Origin of the sequence: Streptomyces sp. NPDC032198, from assembly GCF_040636975.1 — a bacterium.
In the GTDB taxonomy this organism is placed as follows: Bacteria; Actinomycetota; Actinomycetes; order Streptomycetales; family Streptomycetaceae; genus Streptomyces.
In genome coordinates, this window is the sequence record NZ_JBEZVL010000008.1 from 336,711 (window position 1) to 352,211 (window position 15,501).

Annotated in this window: 17 protein-coding genes and 2 pseudogenes; 14 read left to right on the forward strand and 5 right to left on the reverse strand. The window is 68.1% G+C overall.

Annotated elements, in window-relative coordinates:
* The first annotated feature begins 12 nt into the window (after nucleotides 1-12).
* Entirely contained in the window at nucleotides 13-909 is an 897-nt protein-coding gene (locus AB0E78_RS23310) for a hypothetical protein (RefSeq protein ID WP_361835556.1), read from the forward strand.
* 78 nt (nucleotides 910-987) lie between these two features.
* On the opposite strand, the gene AB0E78_RS23315 is transcribed toward AB0E78_RS23310, so the two are convergent.
* The gene (locus AB0E78_RS23315) at nucleotides 988-1,401 is read right to left on the reverse strand and encodes a DUF4190 domain-containing protein (RefSeq protein ID WP_361835559.1); all 414 of its coding nucleotides are present in this window, start codon (nucleotides 1,399-1,401) and stop codon (nucleotides 988-990) included.
* Between the two features lie 544 nt (nucleotides 1,402-1,945).
* On the opposite strand from AB0E78_RS23315, the gene AB0E78_RS23320 reads away from it, so the two are divergent.
* Nucleotides 1,946-3,229, forward strand: coding sequence for a low temperature requirement protein A (locus AB0E78_RS23320; protein WP_361835562.1), 1,284 nt, complete (start codon nucleotides 1,946-1,948; stop codon nucleotides 3,227-3,229).
* A 180-nt stretch (nucleotides 3,230-3,409) separates the two neighbouring features.
* On the opposite strand, the gene AB0E78_RS23325 is transcribed toward AB0E78_RS23320, so the two are convergent.
* Nucleotides 3,410-4,045, reverse strand: coding sequence for a zinc-binding dehydrogenase (locus tag AB0E78_RS23325; RefSeq protein WP_361835564.1), 636 nt, complete (start codon nucleotides 4,043-4,045; stop codon nucleotides 3,410-3,412).
* A 30-nt stretch (nucleotides 4,046-4,075) separates the two neighbouring features.
* On the opposite strand from AB0E78_RS23325, the gene AB0E78_RS23330 reads away from it, so the two are divergent.
* The 9 genes and pseudogenes from AB0E78_RS23330 to AB0E78_RS23370 form a co-directional block, all read left to right on the forward strand.
* A complete protein-coding gene (locus AB0E78_RS23330; protein ID WP_361835566.1) occupies nucleotides 4,076-4,462 on the forward strand; it encodes a hypothetical protein in 387 nt (128 codons plus the stop codon).
* A pseudogene (locus tag AB0E78_RS23335) lies at nucleotides 4,461-4,721 on the forward strand (DapH/DapD/GlmU-related protein); the annotation flags it as partial. The gene AB0E78_RS23330 and the pseudogene AB0E78_RS23335, both read left to right, overlap by 2 nt.
* A 52-nt stretch (nucleotides 4,722-4,773) precedes the next feature.
* Nucleotides 4,774-5,025, forward strand: coding sequence for a transposase (locus AB0E78_RS23340; protein WP_361835569.1), 252 nt, complete (start codon nucleotides 4,774-4,776; stop codon nucleotides 5,023-5,025).
* Nucleotides 5,026-5,226: 201 nt separating this feature from the next.
* A complete protein-coding gene (locus AB0E78_RS23345) occupies nucleotides 5,227-5,409 on the forward strand; it encodes a hypothetical protein (RefSeq protein ID WP_361835571.1) in 183 nt (60 codons plus the stop codon).
* A 404-nt stretch (nucleotides 5,410-5,813) separates the two neighbouring features.
* Entirely contained in the window at nucleotides 5,814-6,710 is an 897-nt protein-coding gene (locus AB0E78_RS23350) for an MBL fold metallo-hydrolase (RefSeq protein WP_361835574.1), read from the forward strand.
* Between the two features lie 99 nt (nucleotides 6,711-6,809).
* Nucleotides 6,810-7,442 carry a DUF2461 family protein gene (locus AB0E78_RS23355; protein ID WP_361835577.1) on the forward strand — a complete coding sequence of 211 codons (633 nt, stop codon included), beginning with the start codon at nucleotides 6,810-6,812 and terminating at the stop codon, nucleotides 7,440-7,442.
* A 784-nt stretch (nucleotides 7,443-8,226) separates the two neighbouring features.
* Nucleotides 8,227-8,553, forward strand: a complete 327-nt coding sequence (locus tag AB0E78_RS23360) for an SH3 domain-containing protein (protein ID WP_361835906.1) — start codon at nucleotides 8,227-8,229, stop codon at nucleotides 8,551-8,553.
* A gap of 139 nt (nucleotides 8,554-8,692) precedes the next feature.
* Nucleotides 8,693-9,124, forward strand: a complete 432-nt coding sequence (locus tag AB0E78_RS23365; protein WP_361835580.1) for a hypothetical protein — start codon at nucleotides 8,693-8,695, stop codon at nucleotides 9,122-9,124.
* A 108-nt stretch (nucleotides 9,125-9,232) separates the two neighbouring features.
* A pseudogene (locus tag AB0E78_RS23370) lies at nucleotides 9,233-9,364 on the forward strand (MBL fold metallo-hydrolase); the annotation flags it as partial.
* 323 nt (nucleotides 9,365-9,687) lie between these two features.
* On the opposite strand, the gene AB0E78_RS23375 reads toward AB0E78_RS23370, so the two are convergent.
* Both AB0E78_RS23375 and AB0E78_RS23380 read right to left on the reverse strand, forming a co-directional pair.
* Nucleotides 9,688-10,134, reverse strand: a complete 447-nt coding sequence (locus tag AB0E78_RS23375; RefSeq protein WP_361835583.1) for a hypothetical protein — start codon at nucleotides 10,132-10,134, stop codon at nucleotides 9,688-9,690.
* A gap of 500 nt (nucleotides 10,135-10,634) precedes the next feature.
* Entirely contained in the window at nucleotides 10,635-11,381 is a 747-nt protein-coding gene (locus tag AB0E78_RS23380; protein WP_361835586.1) for an endonuclease/exonuclease/phosphatase family protein, read from the reverse strand.
* A gap of 461 nt (nucleotides 11,382-11,842) precedes the next feature.
* On the opposite strand from AB0E78_RS23380, the gene AB0E78_RS23385 reads away from it, so the two are divergent.
* The 3 genes from AB0E78_RS23385 to AB0E78_RS23395 all read left to right on the forward strand — a co-directional run bounded on the left by AB0E78_RS23385 (nucleotide 11,843) and on the right by AB0E78_RS23395 (nucleotide 14,740).
* Nucleotides 11,843-12,829 (forward strand): helix-turn-helix domain-containing protein, encoded by a 987-nt coding sequence (locus tag AB0E78_RS23385; RefSeq protein WP_361835589.1) that lies wholly within the window; start codon nucleotides 11,843-11,845, stop codon nucleotides 12,827-12,829.
* Between the two features lie 617 nt (nucleotides 12,830-13,446).
* Nucleotides 13,447-14,472, forward strand: a complete 1,026-nt coding sequence (locus AB0E78_RS23390; protein WP_361835592.1) for a cation diffusion facilitator family transporter — start codon at nucleotides 13,447-13,449, stop codon at nucleotides 14,470-14,472.
* A 55-nt stretch (nucleotides 14,473-14,527) separates the two neighbouring features.
* Nucleotides 14,528-14,740: a hypothetical protein gene (locus AB0E78_RS23395; protein ID WP_361835595.1), complete on the forward strand. Its 213-nt coding sequence runs from the start codon at nucleotides 14,528-14,530 to the stop codon at nucleotides 14,738-14,740.
* Between the two features lie 120 nt (nucleotides 14,741-14,860).
* Here the strand turns inward: AB0E78_RS23395 and AB0E78_RS23400 are convergent, their stop codons facing one another.
* The gene (locus AB0E78_RS23400; RefSeq protein WP_361835598.1) at nucleotides 14,861-15,007 is read right to left on the reverse strand and encodes a hypothetical protein; all 147 of its coding nucleotides are present in this window, start codon (nucleotides 15,005-15,007) and stop codon (nucleotides 14,861-14,863) included.
* Nucleotides 15,008-15,501 lie beyond the last annotated feature (494 nt).

Below are 15,501 nucleotides of genomic sequence, written 5' to 3' on the forward strand. Positions count from 1 at the left end.
GATACCGCCACCATGCACCTCGACGCCCTTCCCGACTCCGTCCGTTCCGACGACGGCCAGATGGACCTGCACGCCGTCCGTGACGTCAGCCGCGCCATCAGTGCCGCTCACCTGTTCATATATCTCGTCCCCGAGACCGCCGAGGAGGCAGCCGAGCTCGGCGTGACCGACCGCGGGCCGGCGTATCTGGCCTTCCGGTCGGCTGCGATGGGCGTAGTTCCGTGGCAGGTCACGCTCGCGGCCTTCTACAACTTCAGCCCGCGGGCAGTGCGGGCCATGGCGGGCGTATGGGACGCCGCACCGCCCGAGCGGTGGCAGGCCGCCCGCTTCCTGGCCGCCGGCCGGGCGATGCGGCGCGTCGACATACATCTCACCGACGACCACCTTGCCGAGGCGCGCTCGCTGATCGACCCGGTCGTCGCCGGTGTCGACTACGCCGGCAAGGTGCTGGCCGCCGCGAACGCCTCGGTCGTGCTTCCCCCTGATCCTCTCGTCGCGCTCTGGCAACAGATCACGGTGGCGCGCGAGTGGCGCGGCGACGCCCATCTCGTCGTACTCGCCGCAAACGGCCTCGGGCCGTGCGACTGTCTCGTTCTGCACACCGCGACCGGCCGCCTCCCGACAGCTCTGGCGCGAGCGACCCGCCGGTGGGACGACGAGGAGTGGAGCGCGGCGGCGGCACGCCTCGTCGCGCGCGGCTGGCTCGACTCCCACGGCGTGATCACCGACCCCGGCAGTGCGGCACACGAGCGCATCGAAGTGGAGACTGACGAGCACTGCGCCGCGCTATGGGCACCGATCGGCAACGCAGGCGCCCGCCGCTTCGCCTCGCTCATCGCGCCGATCGCCAACGCGTTCACCGCAGCAGGGACGTTTCAGGCCGTTCGCGGACAGTCTGATCTCACATAAAACAGTCCTGTGCGCGAGCAAGATCAATCACGGGCCCCCGAACTCCTGCCGATCGAGGGCGGCGCAGTGACGGCCGGGTCAGTCATTGATTTCCCGGTCGAAATCCTTCGCACACGCGTCACGTTCACTCTTCGAGTCGGCGTGCTTCACGCAGTCATCGAAGTTCTTGTACTCGTCGGAGTTCAGAATCGACGCGCCGATCGCGATGATCACGGCGGATGCGATGAGGCCCAGCGCGCCGAGGACCGATCCGATGACCGACATCTTGCCGTAGGGTGCCCTGCCCTCACGCGCCTTACGAGCACCGATGATGCCGAAGATGACCGCCAGCAGGCCCAACAGTATGCCGCCGAAAACGGTCCAGAAGAGCAGGATCGCCAGAATGCCGAGAGTCAGCGCGGCGATCGCCATGGCGTTGTTGCGCCTCACCGCTGGGTGCCGGGGAGGCTGGTCGTAGTCGCCAGATGTCTGGGGACGGTCGGGGAAAGACATGGCATCACACTCATCTCTGTTTCCGCCTGGCCGAGTTGTCGTGGGCGCCGAGTGCCCCGCAGTTGGCCATGAATGCGCGCGCTGTGGAATTCCGCAACGACAACAAGAGGAACAGGCGACTCGGTTCGCCCCGGCACGTCTATGGAGCAGGCGAGGCGGACGCGCGGCTTGGACCGGCTGACCCAGGCCGAGGAGAGCATCGAGGCCTCCAGCGTCCGTACGTCAGTCCTGCCCCCGGATCAACCACTGGCTTTGTGCGTCCACACGCGCAGGAGATCTCGGAGCCGGTGCGCCCCTGGCGGGCTGTTCGATCGACGAGTTTGCGCAACCACCATGAAAGCCGGGGCAGTTGGAGCCAGTCCGAGCCTCGCACCGCTCGTGGCCGCGCTCTTGAGCATCAGTGGCACGAGCCGCGGGCCCACCGGAGGGAGGCAGGCAGCATGCATGATCGGGACAGCTGAAGCAGTCGGCCCCGGACAGGGTGCTTCGTCGACGGGTAAGGTGCACGCGCGGGCGCGCAACAGTACCGGGGGGTAGCGGATAAATGATCACGCGGCGTGATGGCCATGGGATGGTGGCCACCGGCGAGAGCCACCGGGTGACGCCGGCCGAGCTGTTCTTCGACCTCGCTTTTGTCTACGCCATCACCCAGGTCACTGCCCTGATGGCAGCAGACCCGACAGTGACGCGCCTGCTCGGTGCGGGGGTAGTGCTTGCCCTGCTGTGGTTTTGCTGGTGTTGCTTCGCCTGGTTGGGCAACGTCGTTCGCGCCGACGCCGGCGCGCTCTTCGGTGTGCTCGTGGTGGTGATGGCGGGGGTGTTCGTTGTCTCGCTGACGGTGCCGGAGGTGTATACGGACGCCCAGGGTGGCGTGAACGCGCCGTTGGTGTTCGTCCTTTGCTACGGCGCTTTCCGGGCGCTGCACCTGATCGCGTACTGGATCTCCCATCCCAATGACGCACGACTGCGGGCCACGCTGCGTAAGACGGCGCTCACCTCGGTTCTGCCGCCGTTCCTGATCCTGTTGGCGGGCAGCTTCTTCACTGGCCCAACACAGATCCTGATCTGGCTGTGTGCGGTCCTCGTCGACTACGCGGCCATTTACGTCCTGCGCGCTTCGGGTTGGCGGGTTGCCTCGCCTGGGCATTTCGCCGAACGCCATGGCCTGATCGTGATCATCGCCTTGGGTGAGTCCATCGTGGCGGTAGGGGTCGGTGCCCGTGGTTACCCACTCACGTATCCGGTGCTGGTCGCCGCTGTCGGAGCGTTGCTCATCGCCGCCATGCTGTGGCGGCTCTACTTCCGCCAGCTCAGTGACGCCGCCGAGGAGCGCATCCTCGCGGTGGACGGCGACGTCCGTACGCGGCTGGCCGGCGAGGTGTACACCTTCCTCCACCTTCCGCTCGTCGGTGGCATCGTGCTCACCGCGCTGGGTGTGGAGAGCCTGGTGCACCAGGTCGCCGATACCAAACACTACGACCTGTCGGAACCGTTGCATGGTCTCGCCGCGTGGGCGTTGCCCGGCGGCGTCGGACTGTTCCTGCTCGCAGTGACCGCGATCCGGTGGCGAATCGGCCGTCTGTCCGCAGTGTTGCTCGCGGGTGGGGCGCTCTGCTCGGTGGCCGGAGTCGGCGTCGTACACATCCCCGGGCTGCTGGCGCTCGCGATGGTTGCCGTGCTGTTGCTGGTGGCCGTTGCGCTGCATCATCGCGAGGTGCGTACCCGCACCGTTGCGGAACGCGGGCAACCGGGCGGGGCCGGGCACTCGGGCGGGGCCGGGCACGGAGCCCAGGAGGAGTCTGCGATCGTGCCGGTGCCCAAGACCTGATCAACTGCTAGTGCCAGCAGGCGCGATCCACGGGCTCGCGCGGCGGATCTGCGCTGCACAGTCGGGCCCTGGGCGCGCACCACATGGATCCGGAATCCAGTCAGCGGTCAGGAAGGCCGATGAACTCTCGGTGAGGTGGACGGGCGGGCGGCGCGGCGCAAGCAGGTCAGGAGGGGCGGCTCAGCCCGCCGCCCTGTCCGGCCCCGCACAGGCGACGTTCCCTCGCGCGTGCGGGGGAGCTTCACACAGCGGCGATGTCGCAAGCGACTTTGCCTGTTGTCCGTCCCGACTCGATCTGGGGCTGCACCTTGGCGACGTCTGCCGGCGCTGCTGCTCCACCTGTACGTGCTGTACGTGCTGTACGTGCTGTACGTGCTGTACGTGCTGTACGTGAAGGTTACCGTCGGCGACAGCGGCCACTGCGCGACGCAGCGCCCGCCCTGTCTCCTGGGGATGCGCGGCGGCGAAGGCGGCGAGGTTGAAGCCTGGCACCGTCTTGTTGGTGAACCACAGTTCGTTCGCGGAGAACCGTACGTCGTCGGCGTTCGAGGCGTTCCCCATGACCACCAGACGCCCCAGCGGCGCCAGGCGTTCCAGGCTCGCCTGCCGGGCGGGGCCGCCGACCATGTCGATGACGACGTCGAACTCACCGGCGGACGCCACATCCTCGCGCAGGACGACCTCGTCGAACCCGAACGCTTTCGCCTGCTTCACCTTGGCCGCACTGCCGACGGCCCATGAAATGCGACAACGGAGCGCTGCGGGCTCCAGGCTCCGGACGCCGTGCGAGTGCACTCTCAGGCTCGATAGGCTCATTCACGGGATCACACGCTTACGGGGGATGACATGAGCCAGGTGCTCTATTCGGAACGGTCGATGAATCCGCTGGCGAGGACCGTTCAGCTGACGGAGCAAGAACTGCGGCGTGGCGGCAGGGTGATGCCGCTGAGCGAGCTGAACCTGCCGGCCATGGCCGACGCATTCCAGCGCGGCCAATGGCTCGGTGGCGGCGGCTCGGAACGTCCGCTGGACCGGCTGACCACCGCCAGCGGCATCGTCCCGATAACTCGCGTCACCGGCAGCACCGTTCCCGTGAAGGTGCGCCAGGCGGCCGAATTCGCGCTGAAACTCGGATCGGCTGCGGTATGGCACTGTGGCGGGCCCGCCCAGGTGCACGCCTTGGCCGACATGGCTCGGACGGAGGGCGTGCCGTTGTGGATCGCCCGACGCTAACGGCGTCATGATCGCCCCGAAGGTCAGCCTCATCACCGGAGGCCATCCACTGCCCCTGGCCGAGCGCCGCGAGTACCTCTCCTTCGCCCCGATCGTCATCGAGGACGACGTCTGGATCGGGACGGCTGCCGTGATCACGCAGGGGGTGACCATCGGCGCCGGTGCGGTGGTCGCTGCCGGTGCGGTGGTCGCTTGTGATGTTCCTGTCGGCAGTGTGGTCGCGGGAGTGCCCGCCCGTGTGATCAAGACGATCGACTGAGCCTAGCCAGGCTGCCTCCCCGGGTGCGCAGCACCTCTGCGGTCCGCTCCTGATGCCTCGTCGCACCCGGCTGACCGACCGGCAGGGGGACCGCTTCCGACCTCTGCTGCCCTCCAGTGCCGGTCGTCGTGGCAGGCTGTGGGCCGATCACCGTCGCATTGCGGAGGTGGTCGTCCACCGGTACCGCACCGGTATTCCTTGGCGAGACCTCCCAGCCGGGTTCGGAGCCTGGAAGAAGACGTCCAGGGCCGCTCTTCGCCCCACCTTCTTCAGGCTTCAATCCAGTGAGGGCCCGTGCGGATGAAGGCCCCACTGACGGTCAGCTCGAGGGAACCCGGTGATCGCCGGTGAGGAATCGGAGCATGCCGCGCAGTCCGTTGTACGTGTACGTCGTGCCGAGCGGGCAGCCGGACTCGACGCCCTGGTAGGTGAGGTTTCCTGCGGCCTCGTAGCAGTACTGCCAAGACCGCCGTCGTCCTCACCGCGAAGTCACGTCGATGACCGGATGGCCTCCGGTGGCACCAACGGGGACGGTAAGGACGACATCGTGATGGCCTACCAGTACACCGACGGCACCTACGGCCTTTACACCTCGCTCAACGGCCTCAATTACGACGGCATCTGGTTCACCGGCGGCAGCTACAACCTCGGCAGGGTGGGTGGACGCCTCGTCCTCGGCGACTCGTAAGCACCGCTGCCGAGAACCGCGCCACGGACTGTGCTGACAACGGCCGGGCGCCGACAAGCGGCCTGGCCCTTTCCGCGCCGTGCCACCACCCAGTCTTACCGCGTGCGTCGCCGGGCCGGGCAGCAGATGCGGTGCCGACAGGCGCAACCCGCTTCCCACTGAGTCCTCATGGGCGGGAAGCGCGCGCGGCAGGCGTCGGAGCCCCGCGCCTATGGACAGCCGTCGTGTGCCCCTTATGTGGCTTTCCTCCGCATAGTTGAAGCTCGCAGAGCTGGATGTCACGGAAAGCACGAGTACCGGGCCCCCTTCCTTTGTGCGTTCGGTCCCGGCTATCACTGATCGGGGTCGCACATCCCGTGCCTCCCGCGTATCCGGTGCGTCTCACACGTTAGGAAGAAGGCCCCATGGAAGCCAAGAACGGCTGGTACGTCGATTCCCGCTGCACCAACTGCGACGTCGCCCGGCAGCTCGCGCCCGGACTCGTCACCGAGGTCGGGGGCCGGTCCGAGGTCGTACGCCAGCCGCGCGACGCTGCCGAGCTGCGCGCGCTGCACGCTGCCGCGTACGCCTGCCACACACGCTCGATCCGCCACCCCGAACTGCGACTGGACCCGGCCCTCGACCCGTACCCCTTGGTGCTGGACGGAGGCGGCGACGTGCTGCTGTGCGGGCACAATTCGACGCACACGGCCGGGGCCAACGCGTACCTGCTGCGTCGCCCGGCGGACGGCACCACGATGATGATCGACACGCCGCGCTGGAGCGCCGCACTGGCCGAGCGGTATGCGGCGTACGGGCCCGTCACCGACGTGCTCCTCACCCACCGGGACCACGCCGCACACGGACGGCGCTACGCGGATCACTTAGGCGCCCGGCTGTGGATCCACGAGGGCGACCTCGGCGCCGCCCCGGACGCCGACCGGGTCCTGCGCGGGACCGACTCCGTGGAGGTGGGACCCGCAGGTTCCGGGGTGATCGCGTACCCGCTCCCCGGTCACACCGAGGGCAGCGTGCTGTATGTGGCCGACGAGCGGTATTGCTTCAGCGGCGACAGCTTCTACTGGTCGCGGACAACCGACGACCTGGAGGTGGCGGCCAGCGTCACCTGGTACTCCATCGAGGTCCTCGCCGCGTCGCTGGAACGGACCGCGGGAGAGCTGCGGTTCGAGTGGCTGCTGCCCGGCCACGGGGATCGCGCGCGCCGCCCGGCGGATGAGATGGCCCGGCGGATGCGTGCCCTGACGGAGCGCACACGCCAACTCCGCCCGCAGCCGGTCGACTTCGGGGCGCTGCGCTGGTAGGTCAGGAACGAGGAGCGCCCACGGGCGCACCGGCTTCGGGCCGGGGCGGCGGCGCAGCTGCCTTCCCATCTCTCACTTCGCGCGAGCTATCCTGCGTGCATGCGCGACCAGTTCCAAGGCTGGCCGGAGCAGGCCATGGACGTCTTGTGGCAGCTCCAGGGCGAACCGACCCAAGCGACCCGCGAGCGCTGCCGTGCGGATCGCGAACGTCTGGTCCGGCAGCCGATGATCGCTCTGCTCAACGAAGTCGCGGACAACGACCCCCGATACCAGGACTTCTCCGTCTGGCACTACCGCACCAACTCCTGGTGGTGGCAGCACCAGAGCGCGGTGATCCGTCTCGGCCGCAAGATCGAGATCAACCTCCGGTTCTCCCTGGAGGGCCTGCACGTCCAGGGCGCCTGGTGGTATCCCGATCCCGGCCAGGTGGACACGTTTCGCCAAGCCGTGGCCGCCGAGGGGAGCGGCCGCGCACTGGCCGCCATCGTCGAGGACGTGCGCAAGAAGGGCTACGGCATCTCCGGGGACGTGATGAAACGCCCTCCGCGCGGCTATCCGGCAGACCATCCCCGTACGGACCTGCTGCGCCACCGCTCTCTGATCGCCGCCCGTCACCTCGGCTGCGAAGAATGGCTGCACACCCCCGAGGCGGTCGACCGGGTCCTGGCGGCCGCCACGGACCTGGACGATCTGCTGGTGTGGCTGGTCCGCCACGTGAAGCGCGCCGCCTGACCTCACCAGGGAGCAGCGCGGCAGGGGAGGAACTCCGGTGGTGTGGGCGTCGAAGGGGTCGAGTCCGAGCAGCGCGGGCGCGAAGTGGTCCACTTCGCGGTCGGCGCCCGACTCGGCGCGCCGGCCCGGGAACTGGCCCCCTGCACCTTGTCCTCGACATCCATGGCCTCGACCGCCGCCGCACCCGCGCCATCGTCCTGGCCGACCTTGGCGGTGTACGCCTAGGCCAAGGCAATGTCGACGGTGCCATGTCCACGTGGTCAGACGTTCTCGACTTCGCCGAGGGCGTCCACTCCGTCAAGGTCCGTGCTGCCATCCAGGACATGCGCGTTCGCCTACGCTGCTTCCCAAACATGTCCGAGGCCCAGGAACTCAGGACGCGAGCCGCAGCCCTCCGATGAAGCCCCTGGGCAGTGCAAATCGATGTCGACGTCTTATCGGCCGGACGTCGACCACTTCAAAGTGCAGCGGGAGTGCTTCGCCCGGGAACACACGATCTCCCCAGGGATCATCTCCGGCAATTCACACTCCGGGGGTGCCGGGTGGGGGTGGGTCCGAAGCGAAGCCCTGGGCCGGGGAGTGTGCGGCTCTGGCGCGGTCCACGTGTGGTGTCAGCCGCAGGGCGCGCCGTTCAGCGGTTCGGGGCAAGAGCCCACTCTGGAGGGTGACGCAGCTGGTCCCACAGAAACGGTTCAGCAAGAGTGAGGCTCCGTTCTGTCTCATGCGAAGGAATCGCCACGTGCCCAGATCAAGTCTGCTGCTCTCACTGCTGGTTGCCCCACTCATGATCCTTTGCACCGTTGTTGCCGTGCCTGCCGTTGCCGAATCCGCTGCAGGCCGTCCGCCGGCCGATTGCTCACGCGCTGAGGTGGATGCCGATGCCAACACCGGATGGGTGCAGACTGCCCGCGTGCACCTGCGCATCCGGGAGCACCCCACGACCCGCAGTCGTGTACTGGGGTTCCTGCCGCCCTGCGCGGTCGTCCCTGTCTCCGGCAGTCAGGCGGGCCAGAGAATCGGCAACACCCGTACCTGGTACCGGCTGGCGGGGCGGGGAGGATGGGTCAGCGGCGCCTACACGCGCACCTTGCGCCCTGTACTCACCAACTAGCCGGGGCCGAAGGCCGTCCCTCCTCGACCGCCTACTCGGCAGCAAGACTCTCCTGGACCGCGGCGGCCTCTACCGGGACATCCGCCCCTCCCACCACCTGCCCACCCTGGAGATCCGTATCGCCGACGCCGCCCTGACCGTGTCGGACACCCTGCTGCTCGTCGCGGCCGTCAAGGGTCTCGCGGTCACCGCACTGACCGACATCCGTCACGGACTGCCCGCGCCTCGCCCGCAGCCGGAGATGCTGCGGGCCGCCTACTGGCGCGCTGCCCGCGACGGCCTGCGCGGCAAGAGCATCAACCTGTGCACCGGTCGGCTCGAACCCGCCGCAGTCCACCTCGACCGCCTCTGGGACACCGCACTGGCGGCCCTCGAAACCCCAGGTGATGTCGCGCTCCTGCGCACCGCCTACAGCCTCCTGCGTGCCGACGGAAACGGCGCCGAGCGCCAGCGTGCAGCCCACCGTCGCCGACACCAACTCACCGACGTCGTCGACTACCTCATCCAGAACACCACCGCCCGGGCAACACCACGCAGGCCACACCCTGCTCCTTCAGACGCCGACGGATGAAGCCCGACCGCGACGACGGCCTTACTCACAGGACATGAAGAACGCGAGCGTCCCAGCGAAGCTCGCCACTGATGGAGCGGCGACGACGAACGTCCAGGCCCCAGCGCATGGCTGTTGCCGGGCCACGGGGATCGCATGCGTCGCCCGGTGGATGAGATGGCCCGGCGGATGCGCACCCTGACGGCGCGCACACGCGAACTCCGCCCGCAGTTGGCCGACTTCGGGGCGCTGCGCTGGTAGTCCAGGAGCGAGGAGCCCCACGGACGCACTGCCTGCGGTGTCCGGTGCGGGGCACACCTGCCCGTGACGCGCTCCGCGCGAGCTGGACCGCGGTCCAGGGTGTGGGCCGGCTCCTGGAGCCGCGCCGCTTCCGTGTACTCGCCTGTCAGGCTCCGCACGGGGCGGGGTGCGGCGGCAGTGCCCGGGCGAGAGGCGGTGTTGGGCTCGGACCGGTGCCGACGCGGCATTTCGGACGTGCAGCGGAGCCGTGTCAAGGCGGTCGGGATCCGGGCGGGGGCGTCGGCGGGCGTGCTCGGTGTCGTCGATCCGGCGCGCTGTGGTGATCAGCTCTCGACAGGTATGGGTTCCGTGTGGAACGACACGGCGGTGAGGTAGAGGCCGTCGCCGCTGAGCCGGAGCGTTGGGGGCAGGCCCTCGCTGAGGGCATCGGAAACCTCGGCGGCCGGGTAGCCGAAGAGGTCGATGCCGCGGAGGACAACCGGGCAGGCCGATGGCCCGGTGAGCGTGAAGGGGCCGCGGGTGAGGGCGATGCCAGCCACGCCAGGGGCATCTGGGTGCCGGCCGTGGCGGTCCGTGGTGTCGCCGTATGCGTCGAGCGTCAGGCCCTGGTACTGCGCGCTGAAGGCCCAGCGGGCGCCACAGACCCAGCCATCGCGAACGTCCGCGACAGTGGCGACGGCCCACTGGGCGGTGCGCTCGTCCATGCCGAAGCGGAGGGTGCCGGCACGGCCGGGGAGCCGGAGACCGACTTCGGGGAGCAACTCGAACATGCGCAGAGGGTCCCAACCAACGGCACTGCGCCACAAGCCGGAAACGACGAACGAGGCTCACCTGCTGCTGAGCAGCTGGTAGAGCTCGTGTGCGGTCGAACAGGCGCTGCCGTACCCGCTGGGATGCGGCCCCGCTCTGCAGGGCGTCGGCGACGCGCAGCGGCTACTCGCCGACATCGCGCCGGCGACCCCCGCGTGCGAAGAGCTGCGAGAGCGGCGACGGACCGGTATGCGTCTTGCCCCTGTGCCGGACTGTCTTGTGCGCTACGAACCAGGTCCGGCGCCATAGCCGTGGGATCCCCCGAGGCTTCGGCACTGCCCCGGGTCCGGCCACTTTGATGACCGGACCCGAGGGCGCCTGCTTTCGCCCTGACTGTTGCTGGACAGCGCGTTTTGTTCGTGGCTTACGCCGCATCATCTGGCCGGAGAGCTGTCGCCGGGGCCGGTGCCGGAAGGCGAGGCCCCGTACCGACAGCCAAGGGCTGTGGATGCTGTCCGAGTCAGCTGGCCGTCAAGTCAGCGTGCACGAGGTCGTGATCCGAGTAGTTGTCGTGTACGCCGACCCCCGGCGCGGTGAAACTGCCGTTGCGCAGCAAGATGTAGTCGAACTTCTTTCGATACGGTCGCGCGTCCGCGGTCGGCTGGCACGGAGGCCGGTTTTGCGTGGCGGTGCATTCGGGGTCCGCATCGCGGAACCAGGTGAACATGGGCGCCACTTCGGTGGTCGGCTCGGAGTTGAAGTCTCCCAGAACGATGGTGTCGTTATAGGCGAGGACGTTCTCGAGCAGCTCGCTGACCTGCTGTCGACGCACCGACCCTTGCGGCCCCTGGGCCAGGTGAGTGGCGAAGACACGCACGGGCTTGCCGGCCACGGTGGTATCGACCGCAACGTAGCCGCGGTTCTCAGATCCGCCGGCGCGGTAGATGTGGTTCTCTGCGTTGGAGATCGGAGCCGCAGACAAGATGGCGTTGCCGAAGGCTCCTGGGTTCCAGGGGGTGCCGCCGCACCGAGTCCAGTTCCTCAGCACGCTTCCATGCTGCACGTGGTAGGTCAGGCCATAGTCCTCTTCCAGGATCTCGCGTACCCGATTCGTCTGCGACACGCAGATTTCCTGGAAGGCGATGACCTGCGGCCTGTACTTCGCAACCTCGGCGGCGATGATCTGCGGTTTCTCCAATTGATCACTGGGGTTGAACACGTTGAAGGTTGCCACCCGGTTGTCGAACGGCGCCTGCGTCTGAGCCACACCTCCTTTCGGTCCGGCACGGTCTGCTGCGGGGGACTCCGAAACTTGCGCTTGCGGCGGCGTGGCCGACGCGGTGGGAGCCCCCAGGAGTAAGACGGCGGCGAAAACCCCGGCTACGGTGGCTTTCCAGCTCCTGGCTGACACGATTCCTCCCTCACTCTTTGTTGTGGCCGGTGGCGCCGGCCTTTGCGTACACCGCCCGTGCAGAGCAGGGTTGCCGATCCGTGCGGGCAAGGCCTGTAGGGAAGCGACCCGCAGGCGGCCCGGTGCGGAACCGACGTGGTGTGAGGACCGACTGTCATGCTGCCGCCGCGCCCGGCGCCGGTCGTTATCGCCCAGTGCACTCTTGTACGTGCTCCACGCACACTTCCTCTCTGCCGGTCCCTGCGGCAGGCTGTCCGTCGATCGAACGGTGACCCAAGGGACATGCATGACCAGCATGTCCATGAGTGGGGGAAAGAATGGAGACGGTTTTCGACACCGCGCACTTACCCGGCCCCGTCCGTGTGGAGGCCTGGATCGAGACGACGGCCCTGGCCCTCGTTAGAACGGACTTCACCCTGGTGGACCCCGACGGCTTCGGCGCGCGGATGAATGCGGCAAACCTGGGACCCATGCAAGTGACCGAGATGTCGTACGGTCCACTGCACTCCCGGCGGACACCCAGACTCATCCGGCAGTCAGACCCGGAGCAGTACCAGATCGCCTACATACGCAGGGGGTACCAGGGCATCGAACAGGCTCGGCGGCAAGCACTCCTGGGCCCCGGTGAACTGGTGCTCTACGACAGTTCCCAGCCGTTCAACGCCTCCGTCGGAGGAGGCCAAGGCGTGGCCCGGTCCCTTATGCTGCAGTTTCCCAAACAGCTGCTGCCCCTGCCCGTGACCAAGGTCGCCGAACTCCTCGCGAAGCCGTTGTCCGGCACGCAAGGCATCGGCCGCCTCTTCGCCCAGTTCCTGGCCACCCTGGCCGACGACCACGCCACATACACCCGGCACGACACGGCCCGCCTGGCTAACACCGTACTGGATCTTGCCACGGCCGTCTTGGCGCACCAGCTCGACGGTGATGACGCATCCCCGGCATCGGCGCCGAGCGTCCTGTTCCTGCGCATCACCTCCCACATCGACCAGCAGCTGCATGCACCCGACCTGGAGCCCACCACCATCGCGGCGGCCCACGGGATTTCGCTGCGCTACCTGCACCGGATCTTCCAGCAGAACGGAATGTCGGTCAGCGCCTACATCAAGCGGCGGCGCATGGAGCGGTGCCGGCGCGACCTGGTCGACCCAGCCCTGAGTCACCTCACCGTCCACGCCATCGCCTCCCGGTGGGGCTTCCCTCGCCCCGCAGACTTCACCCGCGCCTTCCGTTCCGTCATGGGGGTACCGCCCACCCACTATCGGGCGCGGTACACGCCGGGCCCCGGCGTGTACCGCGCCCGGTAAGGGGGCATGTCACCGGCCCGGCGCAGGAGGATGGCCGTCGGCTGGGGGCGATGGCCGTGTGACCGCACAGGGTGGACATGGGGAGTGAGCGGCGGCGGGCCAGCCGGGTTCGCCGCCGATCAACAGTTGCGCCGCACGAAGCTCAGCCTCGTCATCGTCGGTACACGGGTCGATCCGGGGCCGTCTCGTAAGGGCGGCAACGAGGGTGTTCCGCGCCCCGACGTTCCGCCAGAGTGTCCTGGCCACGGCAGGACGGGCAGCCGTTCAGTAGATACGTGTGCGGCCAGGGCTCGCGTTCCGCCGTCCGCGAGGGCGCGCGCAGCGCCCGGTCCGTCTCCGTGGCCGCGTCGATGCGACGCCGCACCTTCGCGTCCAACTCCCTCACGATGCGCCGCGCCTCCTCGGGCGTGGGCCGGCTCAGTGCGTCCGGTAGCGGGTGTCGACGGGGGGTCCGGTGAAAGCCCGAGGCGGGCGGGGATGTTGTGCTGGCCGGGCCGTGCTGTCGGCCCCACGTCTTGGAGGACAGCTCCTGCACGTCTGGAGCCAAACCCCCGGGGTACTCGGCGGAGTGTTGTTCCCGGCAAGCACCAATGAGACCCCATGAACTGTGAGGCCAGATGACCGCCAAGCCGTCGACCGAGCAATCGTCGAGCATCCCGGCGTCGGCCCAAGGAGCGCCCAGCGAGCAAGCCGAGAGGCACGAGTCGTCAAAGGACCAGGAGACGAAGACCACCGTGTGGGTGGCGCTTGCCGCGAACCTGGTCATCGCCCTGGCCAAGGTGGTGGGCGGACTGTTCGCAGGCTCGCCCGCGCTTCTGTCCGAGGCGGCTCACTCGATCGCCGACAGCATGAATGAGGTGTTTTTGCTGGCCGCGCTGCGCCGCAGCCGTAAACCGGCAGACCCTCAGCACCCATTTGGTTACGGCAAGGAACGCTTCTTCTGGTCGCTGCTCGCCGCCGTCGGAATCTTCGTCACCGGCGGCTGCTTCTCCGTCTTCCAGGGCATCGAGGCGCTGCGCTCCGAAAGCTCCGAAACAACGACCGGCTACATCGTGGGTCTCGTCGTACTCGGGGTCGCCTTCCTCGCCGAGGGCGGTTCCCTGGTCCGCGCGCTGTGGCAGGTGCGGCACCAGGAGGGCGGCGTCGGCTCCGACCCGGCCTTGCGTACCGTCATCGCAGAGGACGGTACCGCCGTGCTCGGCGTGACCCTCGCGATGATCGGCATGGGCCTGCACATGGCGACCGGCGAGGTGGCCTACGAGGCAGCAGCCTCGGTGGGGATTGGCCTGCTGCTCATCGCGGTGGCGTACCGCCTGGGCAAGGAGGCCAGGGACCAGCTCATCGGAGAGTCGGTCGATCCGGAACTGCGTACGGAGATAGCCCACTTCCTTGCCGAGCAGCCCGAGATCGACCGTGTCGCGAGCCTGCTCACGATGCGACTCGGTATGGACTCGACCCTCGTCGCCGCCCGCATCGACCTCGCGCCCGGCCATGACAGCGAGGTCGTAGAACTCGTCATGGAGCGCATCAAGTCCGGCGTGGCAGAACGCTGGCCACAGGCCGACCAGGTGTTCCTCGACGTCACTGAGGCGCCACCTCTCCCGGGTGCCGGGGTCGACCCGAACGTGCACGTGCAGTCCTGATCCCGGGACCCGCATGCAGGAAACCGATCCCTAATGGAGAGGAGGACTCGTACGGGTGATCCTTGCAATCTTCGCTTTCGTCGCCGGAATTACGCTGATAGCGGCGAGGAAGAGGTTCGGAAAGAAGGCAGTCAATCAGCAGAATATTTTCGGCCGCATGAATGCTGCTGCCGGAGATGGAGCGGCTCGATCGGGCCCGCTGATCATCGGATGCTTCTTGATTGTCCTGGGCGTGCTGGTGGCTGCTGGGCTCGTGGAGCCCGAATAGAGTAAGGAGACCAGAGCGGGCGGCACTGGCGGACCTGCTTTCTCGCACCCCCGGGGCCCACGCATAGGTGTGGCATGGGGTTGGGGTCGGTGGCAGGTTCACAACCTGCCGTCCCGGCCGTCATCGACCCCAGAGCCAGGCGGCGAAGCCGGTAGCCGCGCTCGACAGGAGCATCAGCAGCTTCACGGGTGCGCGGTCCGCGACGATGCGGAAGCCGCCCACGCGAAGCTCAAAGTACGGGACTTTGTTGAACGTCTTCTGCGGCATATCAACGTCCCGTCAGATGAGGCCTGTTGGGGTGGGCGCCCATCCGAAGGTAACAAGAGATCGACCGTTCGCAAATTCAAGTTCGCAGGTCACAGCAGGTGCCGTAGTCCGACCGGTACGCGGCTACACCCCTGGTACGGCACTCCGCCGTCTACGCTCGCCTTCACCCGTGGAGCAGAAGTACGCCGACGCGGCGTCCACGGCTCCGCCCCGGTCCGCATTCCCGGCTACCCTGCCTGGCGCACCGCCAGGAGCGCGACCCGCCCCGGCACTTGACCGGGTGCCCGGTGACTTTGGTGGGGCTGCTGTCGCAGGGACGGTCTGGTGTGCTGATCGGTGGAAGGTCAGGGCCCAGGCGGGGGGAGGTGGCGGTGGATGCCGGAGGGCGACCCATGGTGGCGGCGGGGGATCCGGCGGTGATGGCGCCGAGGACGAAGGCGACGGCGCGGAGTAGATCGGCACGATGCCGCGCCCGGCGCAGACCAGCGGATCGA

What these genes read in the sequence shown, in the direction of transcription:
- AB0E78_RS23315 (WP_361835559.1), bottom strand. Translation starts at nt 1,401, where the DNA reads ATGTCTTTCCCCGACCGTCCCCAGACATCTGGCGACTACGACCAGCCT.
- AB0E78_RS23340 (WP_361835569.1), top strand. Translation starts at nt 4,774, where the DNA reads ATGCCTCGTCGCACCCGGCTGACCGACCGGCAGGGGGACCGCTTCCGA.
- AB0E78_RS23325 (WP_361835564.1), bottom strand. Translation starts at nt 4,045, where the DNA reads ATGAGCCTATCGAGCCTGAGAGTGCACTCGCACGGCGTCCGGAGCCTG.
- AB0E78_RS23345 (WP_361835571.1), top strand. Translation starts at nt 5,227, where the DNA reads ATGGCCTCCGGTGGCACCAACGGGGACGGTAAGGACGACATCGTGATG.
- AB0E78_RS23385 (WP_361835589.1), top strand. Translation starts at nt 11,843, where the DNA reads ATGGAGACGGTTTTCGACACCGCGCACTTACCCGGCCCCGTCCGTGTG.
- AB0E78_RS23320 (WP_361835562.1), top strand. Translation starts at nt 1,946, where the DNA reads ATGATCACGCGGCGTGATGGCCATGGGATGGTGGCCACCGGCGAGAGC.
- AB0E78_RS23330 (WP_361835566.1), top strand. Translation starts at nt 4,076, where the DNA reads ATGAGCCAGGTGCTCTATTCGGAACGGTCGATGAATCCGCTGGCGAGG.
- AB0E78_RS23360 (WP_361835906.1), top strand. Translation starts at nt 8,227, where the DNA reads ATGATCCTTTGCACCGTTGTTGCCGTGCCTGCCGTTGCCGAATCCGCT.
- AB0E78_RS23350 (WP_361835574.1), top strand. Translation starts at nt 5,814, where the DNA reads ATGGAAGCCAAGAACGGCTGGTACGTCGATTCCCGCTGCACCAACTGC.
- AB0E78_RS23375 (WP_361835583.1), bottom strand. Translation starts at nt 10,134, where the DNA reads ATGTTCGAGTTGCTCCCCGAAGTCGGTCTCCGGCTCCCCGGCCGTGCC.
- AB0E78_RS23400 (WP_361835598.1), bottom strand. Translation starts at nt 15,007, where the DNA reads ATGCCGCAGAAGACGTTCAACAAAGTCCCGTACTTTGAGCTTCGCGTG.
- AB0E78_RS23390 (WP_361835592.1), top strand. Translation starts at nt 13,447, where the DNA reads ATGACCGCCAAGCCGTCGACCGAGCAATCGTCGAGCATCCCGGCGTCG.
- AB0E78_RS23355 (WP_361835577.1), top strand. Translation starts at nt 6,810, where the DNA reads ATGCGCGACCAGTTCCAAGGCTGGCCGGAGCAGGCCATGGACGTCTTG.
- AB0E78_RS23310 (WP_361835556.1), top strand. Translation starts at nt 13, where the DNA reads ATGCACCTCGACGCCCTTCCCGACTCCGTCCGTTCCGACGACGGCCAG.